Below are 6,069 nucleotides of genomic sequence, written 5' to 3'. Positions count from 1 at the left end.
GGGCGCCCTCCCGCTGGAGGGCGCCCCGCGCCATCACCGCATGGACCGGGCGGGCTACCAGCCGCGGTCGTACCCGCGGCGGATGGGCCGGCGGGACGCCCGCCCGAACTGCCAGTCGTAGTCGCGCGCGTAGCGGTCGCCGCCGGGCCGGTTCCCCGGGTTGAAGATGCGGCGGCCGGCGTAGTTGGCGTCGCCCACGCTGTAGGCGCCGCCCCAGGCCTCGTCCACCGCGTAGCCCGGGTTGAAGTAGCCGCGGGTCCGCGGCGCGTCGTACGAGGCGCCGTATCCCTGCTGGTTGGGATCCGGCACCCTGCGGTACACGGATTCGTCGTACCGTCCGCCGCGGAAGTGCCGGTGCGAGCGGAAGTCGTCGTCGTAGCCGCGGGTCCAGCGGCCGAACCAGCGTCCGCTGCCGCGGTAGTCCCGTCCGTAGTTCGCCATGGTGGCCTCCTGGTTCCGTTTCGTTCGAGAGGGGCGCAAGTTGCACGCCCATGGCCGGGAGCGCGGCTACTCCTCCGCCTCGATCGAGGCGAAGAGCCGCTTCAGCGCGGCGGGAGCGCTCTCCTCCAGGAAGCGGGCCATCTCCTCCTCCTCGGCCAGGCTCTCGCCCAGGATGCGGGCGCACTCCTCGTGGCCCAGGGCGTTGGCCATGGCGATGGCGGTGCGGTACGCCGCGATCTCGTAGTGCTCCACGCGCAGCCCGGAGCCCAGGTCGAAGGCCTCCAGCAGCGTCTTCGATGGCTTCTCGTCGGACTTGAAGGAGTCGTGCTCCTCCCGGAGCCCGATGGCGGCCTCGCACTTCTCCCCCTTGGCCTTCTCGCCGATGGACTCGAACGCCCTGTCCAGCCGCTCGATCTGACCCTCGGTCTCCTTCACGTGCTGCTCCACACGCCGTTTGACCTCCGGGTCGTGGGTCTCGCGCGCCATGGTCTTGGTGGCGGTGAGGAAGCGGCGCTCGGCGTAGAGCAGGTCGCCGAGCTCGTGCTTCAGCAGCTCCTTGGGGTCCGTCATCTGCGGCATGGTCCATCTCCGGTTGGGGTGTCTCGAGTCGTTCCGACCCCTCCCGGCGAACGCAAGTACCCTGCCCCGCGGAGCCCGGCGCTTGTCCGGCGGCCCCCCTCGCGCGAGACTTGAGGGCTTTTTTCCGCGCCCCGCCGGGGCGCGGACCGCCCCCACGAAGGCGAGCGAGAAACGTATGTGCTCTACGGAGGTGATCCGGTCCGTCCACGCGGACACCGCCTGCGGCGATCCCGCCACGCCGGACCCCGGCGACGGCGCCCCCGCCCTGGCCGTCCCCCCGGAGGTGCTGGGGCGGCTCCGGCGCGTGCGCGACCTGACGCACACCCTCACCCCCGACTTCCCCGTCTTCCCCGGGTACCCGTCCTTCCGCGCCCGCTCCCTGGCCGCGGTGGAGCACGACGGCTACGCGTCCAGCGAGCTGCGCCTGGTGGAGCACGTGGGGACGCACCTGGACGCCACCGCGCACTTCTCCGCCACCGGGGCGACGGCGGACGCGATCCCGGCGGAGCAGCTGCTGGCCCAGCTGGTGGTGGTCTGCATCGCGGAGCGGGCCGCCCGCGACCCCGACGCGCTGCTGGGCGTGGACGACCTGCGGGCGTGGGAGCGGCGCCACGGGCGGATCCCTCCCGGGGCAGTGGTGGCGATGCACTCGGGGTGGGAGGCGCGGCTGTCCGAGCCCGGCCGCTTCCTGAACGCGGACGCGGCGGGGACCCTGCACTCCCCCGGCTTCGCGGCGGAGGCCATGCGCTTCCTGGTGGAGGAGCGCGACGTGGCGGGCGCGGCCACCGACACGCTGAGCCTGGATCCGGGCACCTCCACTACGTACGACGCGCACCGCGTGCTCCTCCCCGCGGGGAAGTACGGCCTGGAGAACGTCGCGAGCCTGGGGCGGGTGCCCCCGGCGGGGGCGGTGGTCGTGGTGGGCGGGCCGAAGCACGCCGACGCCACCGGCGGCCCCGCGCGCCTCCTTGCCCTGTTCTGAGCCGGGGTCCCGAACGGGCGGCGACGGGTCACCCGAACAGCGCGCGCACCCTCGCCGCGTAGCGGCGGCTCATCGTGAGCGGCTCGCGCATCCCGCGCAGGTGGACCAGGTGGCTGCCGTGCGACCAGTCCTCCACCCGCTCGACGTACTCCAGGTTGACGATGGCGGAGCGGTGGATCCGCACGAACCAGCGCTCGGGGAGCCGCTCCTCCCACGCGCGGAGCGCCTTCCGCGCGTGCGCCGTGCGCCCGCCGGCCAGGTGGAGCAGGGAGTTGTCGCCCTCGGCCTCGATGGCGGCCACGTCGCCCACGCGGAGGAAGGCCCGGCGGTCGTCCAGGCGGAGGAAGAGACGGTCGTCGTACTCCAGCGGTCCGCCCCGCTCCTCCGGGGCGGGGGCGCGTGCCTCCAGCCGGGCGACGGTGGCGGCCAGCCGCTCCGGGGCGACCGGCTTCAGGAGGTAGTCGAGCGCGTTGGCCTCGAACGCGCGCAGCGCGTAGCGGTCGTAGGCCGTCACGAAGACCACGTCGGTGCCGTCGCCGATGCGGGGGAGCAGGTCGAGCCCGGACTCCTGCCCCAGGTGGACGTCCAGGAACACCACGTCGGGGTCGAGCGCGCCCACCAGCTTCGCGGCCTCGTCCACGGTGGCCGCCTCGCCCACGATGCGCACGCGGTCCGCGTGCCCCTCCTCCAGGAGGGTGCGGAGCTCGCGGCGGGCGAGCCGCTCGTCGTCCACGATCAGCGCGTGGCGGAGGCCCATCGCTCCCCTGTGTCGGAAGCCCCCTCCGGGCGGGCGGCCGGCTCGATCCCCGCGCGCACGGCGTCCTCCCACGCGAGGGCCGGGATCTCTACCCGCACCCGCACCCGGCCGTCCTCCTCCGCCACCTCCATGCGGTGGCGGTCCGGGAAGAGCTGCCGGAGGCGCTCGCGGACGTTGCGGAGCCCGAGCCCGGCGGAGGCCTCCCCCGCCCCGCCGGCCGGGGGGAGCGGGATCCCCGTCCCTTCGCGCGGCCGGAGGGTGCCGGTGTTCTCCACGGAGAGACGGAGTCGCCCATCGGCGACGGTCCCGCAGATGCGGACCCGGAGCGGCGTGCCGGGCGCGGCGGGGACGCCGTGCTTGAGGGCGTTCTCCACCAGCGGGTGCAGGAGGAAGGCGGGGACCGCGCAGCGCGCGGCTTCCGGCTCCACCTCGGTCGCCACCTCGAGCCGGTCCTCGAAGCGGATCCGCTCGATCCGGAGGTATCCCTCGACGGCCTCCAGCTCGTCGGCGAGGCGGGCGACCTGGAGGGGGCGCTCCAGGAGCGCGTAGCGGAGGAAGCCGGCGAGCTCGGTCACCATCCGCCGCGCGCGGTCGCGGTCCTCGTCGATCAGGGCACGCAGCGAGTTGAGCGCGTTGAAGAGGAAGTGCGGGTTCAGCTGATAGGCGAGCATCTGCAGCCGCGCCTGGTGGGCCAGCGCTTCGGCCCGGAGCGCCCGCTCGCGCTCCGCCTGCAGCGCGCCGTAGTAGCGGACGCCGAAGTACAGGGCGCTCCAGGCGAGGAGGACCGCCGCGTTGTAGACGGTGTTGTCCAGGAGCGGCTCCGATCCCACCAGCTGGACCCGCTCCCCGGTCCACGCCGCGAGGAGGTCGGACGCCAGGACGCCGAGGTAGGTGTGGAAGGCCGCGGTCCAGAACAGCGAGCCCAGGTAGGAGCCGAGCACGCTGGTCCCCACGATCCGAGCCAGCGGCGCCCCGGCTACCTGGACGCGCGCGTAGACGGCCCCGAGCCCGAGCGTGGTGACCAGCCCCAGCGCGGCGAAGGCCCACTCGAAGACGACGATCAACGGGAACGTGAACTCGCCGATCCGCCCCACCGACATGGCGGCCGCGAAGGCGGCCCACCCGCCCACCTGGAGGGTCCAGAAGAGCGAGGGGCCGCGGGCGGCGGGCCGAGGCGTGGTCCCGGTGGTGTCTTTCATCTACCCGTCGCCGCGGCTGCGCAGCTCGATGAGGGTGGCCGGGGGGAGCCGCCGTCCGGCGCGCTGGTTGGCCCGCCGGACGAACTCCGGGGTGACGCCGTGGTCCTTCATCTCCACCAGCTCGCCGGGGGAGACGGAGGCGTAGCCGAGCGCCCGCAGCTCCCGGACGAAGCCGGGCTCCACGCGGTGGCCGCGCATCTCCACCAGGGCGGGGACGGAGCCGGCCCGGAACCCGAGCGCGGCAAGCTCCCGGAGGTAGTCGAGCCCCGCCCCCTGCTTCCCCGCCCGGATCAGCTCGTCCACGGTCGGGCGGCGGTACCCCAGCCGCTCCAGCTCGTCTACGTAGACCATGCCCACGTCGTGCAGCGCCAGCGAGAGCTGCTGCGCGGGCGTGGGCCGCCCGATCCCACGCCGGGCCAGCCCCTCCGCGAAGGCGGCGTCGGGGGCGAAGGTGAACTCGCCGCGGCCCCGCCCGCCGGAGAAGCTCCCCACGAAGGTGAAGACGCCCGCGTCGCGCCGCAACCGGAAGCGGGCCGGAGCACTGCCTCCCGGCTCCAGGACGGCGGGGGCGAGACCCTCCAGGTGCCGCAGCTCCACGCGGCGGCTCTGCAGGCTGGTGCCGGTCCCCGTCCAGTTCATGAAGGTGAGCTGGACGTACGGAACCCCGCCGACCTCCGGCGCCCCGTCCACCTGCCAGTGCCCCCCGGGCCGCTCCTGCGCCCATGCGGCCGCCGCCCACAGCGACACGAGCAGGACCGCGGCGGCCCGGGCCCTCACGGCTCCCTCCGGGCCGCCTCCAGGAGCGGCCGGAGCCGGATGCGGTAGGTGTCGCCCAGGCCGTTCCCCGGCGAGTCGAGAAGCGCGCTCCACTCCCCGGCCCCGAGCGCCCGGTCGAGCGGCCGGTCGGCGAAGCCGCGCTCGCTGGCGAAGTACAGCCACTCCCCGTCCGGCGAGACCACCGGGCAGTACTCCGTGGCGGGCGAATTGACGAGCGGGCCCAGGCTGCGGGCCGGACCCCACGTGCCGTCGGGCTGCCGGAAGCTGACGTACAGGTCCCCGCCGCGGCCGGACCCATCCGGGCGCCCCCACGAGCTGTAGATCAGCCAGCTCTGGTCGGGCGCGATGAACGGGGTGGTGTCGTGGTGGTCGGGGGAGTTCACGGCCGGGCCCAGGCTCTCCGGCTCGCCGTACTCGCCGTCCACGAAGGGGACGCGGTAGACGTCGCCCTGGCCGCGGCTGTCGGGGCGGACGGCGGCGACGTACAGCGTCCCGTCCGCGGCCACGGAGGCGTAGTGCTCCGCACCGGGGCTGCTCGCGCCCGGCACGTGGCGCGGCTCGCCCCAGCCGGAGCCCTGGCGCGCCACGTAGAAGATGTCGAAGTCGCCCCGGGGCGGCGCCCCGGGCGCGAGCGGACGGCGCGAGATGAAGAACAGCTTCGACCCGTCGGGGGAGACGATCGGGTCCGCGTCCCCGTAGCGGCCGGAGAAGGGGGCGACCTGCGGCTCCGTCCAGCGGCCGTCCCGGAGGTGCGTCTCCATGATGACGTGCAGCCGCCCGTAGGCCGGGGTGCTCACCGTGAAGTAGGCGGTCCGTCCGTCCGGCGTGAAGGTGGGGGGAAGCTCGTATCTCCCGGTGGAGAAGATGCCCGGTCCGAAGAGCTCCGCCGCCCCGGGCACGGAGGGGGCGGGCTGCTGGGCCCCCGCCGCGGAGGCGGAGCCGCCCGCCAGCAGGGCGAAGAAGGCAGCGGTCAGGCGGGGCCTGCGCATCGTGGAAACCTCCTTTCGTGTGGATGCCGGGACCGGCCGGATCGCCGACCCGCCCCGAAAGGTGCCCGCCCGCCGCCGCTCGCGCGACGCATTTACGCCCGGTGGAGGATTTCGCCGATGAGCGGTCGCCTGGGCCGACGAGCGGCGCTCACCCGGGGTCGGGCCGGTACGATCCCTCCCGCAGCTCCGTGAGCACGTCGGGCCGGTGCGGCGCCCACCCGAGGAGCTGCCGCGCCCGTTCCGCGGACACCTGCAGGTCCAGCGCGAGGGCGTCGGCATAGGCGCCGAGCGTCGCGCGCGCCTCCTCCAGCGGCCACGCCTCGGCGCGGGCTCCACGGGTGGCGG

The 6,069-nt window shown here is 74.7% G+C and carries 8 protein-coding genes; 1 reads left to right on the top strand and 7 read right to left on the bottom strand.

Features of this window, described 5'->3' with window-relative positions; genetic code table 11:
- Positions 1 to 54: 54 nt before the first annotated feature.
- Both VGR37_02800 and VGR37_02795 read right to left on the bottom strand, forming a co-directional pair.
- The gene (locus VGR37_02800) at positions 55 to 441 is read right to left on the bottom strand and encodes a hypothetical protein (GenBank protein HEV2146321.1); all 387 of its coding nucleotides are present in this window, start codon (positions 439 to 441) and stop codon (positions 55 to 57) included.
- Between the two features lie 66 nt (positions 442 to 507).
- A complete protein-coding gene (locus VGR37_02795; protein ID HEV2146320.1) occupies positions 508 to 1,020 on the bottom strand; it encodes a ferritin-like domain-containing protein in 513 nt (170 codons plus the stop codon).
- A gap of 175 nt (positions 1,021 to 1,195) precedes the next feature.
- Between VGR37_02795 and VGR37_02790 the strand changes: the two genes are divergently transcribed.
- Positions 1,196 to 2,002, top strand: coding sequence for a cyclase family protein (locus tag VGR37_02790; GenBank protein HEV2146319.1), 807 nt, complete (start codon positions 1,196 to 1,198; stop codon positions 2,000 to 2,002).
- Between the two features lie 28 nt (positions 2,003 to 2,030).
- Here VGR37_02790 and VGR37_02785 read toward each other — a convergent pair whose 3' ends face one another.
- The 5 genes from VGR37_02785 to VGR37_02765 all read right to left on the bottom strand — a co-directional run.
- A complete protein-coding gene (locus tag VGR37_02785) occupies positions 2,031 to 2,759 on the bottom strand; it encodes a LytTR family DNA-binding domain-containing protein (protein HEV2146318.1) in 729 nt (242 codons plus the stop codon).
- On the bottom strand, positions 2,738 to 3,958 hold the full coding sequence (locus tag VGR37_02780) for a histidine kinase (GenBank protein HEV2146317.1): 1,221 nt from the start codon (positions 3,956 to 3,958) through the stop codon (positions 2,738 to 2,740). The genes VGR37_02785 and VGR37_02780 overlap by 22 nt, the downstream gene beginning before the upstream one ends.
- Positions 3,959 to 4,735, bottom strand: coding sequence for a hypothetical protein (locus VGR37_02775; protein HEV2146316.1), 777 nt, complete (start codon positions 4,733 to 4,735; stop codon positions 3,959 to 3,961). It lies immediately after the preceding gene.
- Positions 4,732 to 5,724, bottom strand: coding sequence for a hypothetical protein (locus VGR37_02770; protein ID HEV2146315.1), 993 nt, complete (start codon positions 5,722 to 5,724; stop codon positions 4,732 to 4,734). Before VGR37_02770 ends, VGR37_02775 begins: the two co-directional genes overlap by 4 nt.
- 148 nt (positions 5,725 to 5,872) lie before the next feature.
- On the bottom strand, positions 5,873 to 6,069 hold a 197-nt coding region (locus tag VGR37_02765; GenBank protein HEV2146314.1), incomplete at its 5' end, for a hypothetical protein.

The sequence above is a fragment of the Longimicrobiaceae bacterium genome, from assembly GCA_035936415.1.
In the GTDB taxonomy this organism is placed as follows: Bacteria; Gemmatimonadota; Gemmatimonadetes; order Longimicrobiales; family Longimicrobiaceae; genus JAFAYN01.
This window is presented reverse-complemented; position numbering and strand designations above follow the sequence as displayed.

What these genes read in the sequence shown, in the direction of transcription:
- VGR37_02800 (HEV2146321.1), bottom strand. Translation starts at nt 441, where the DNA reads ATGGCGAACTACGGACGGGACTACCGCGGCAGCGGACGCTGGTTCGGC.
- VGR37_02795 (HEV2146320.1), bottom strand. Translation starts at nt 1,020, where the DNA reads ATGCCGCAGATGACGGACCCCAAGGAGCTGCTGAAGCACGAGCTCGGC.
- VGR37_02790 (HEV2146319.1), top strand. Translation starts at nt 1,196, where the DNA reads ATGTGCTCTACGGAGGTGATCCGGTCCGTCCACGCGGACACCGCCTGC.
- VGR37_02785 (HEV2146318.1), bottom strand. Translation starts at nt 2,759, where the DNA reads ATGGGCCTCCGCCACGCGCTGATCGTGGACGACGAGCGGCTCGCCCGC.
- VGR37_02780 (HEV2146317.1), bottom strand. Translation starts at nt 3,958, where the DNA reads ATGAAAGACACCACCGGGACCACGCCTCGGCCCGCCGCCCGCGGCCCC.
- VGR37_02770 (HEV2146315.1), bottom strand. Translation starts at nt 5,724, where the DNA reads ATGCGCAGGCCCCGCCTGACCGCTGCCTTCTTCGCCCTGCTGGCGGGC.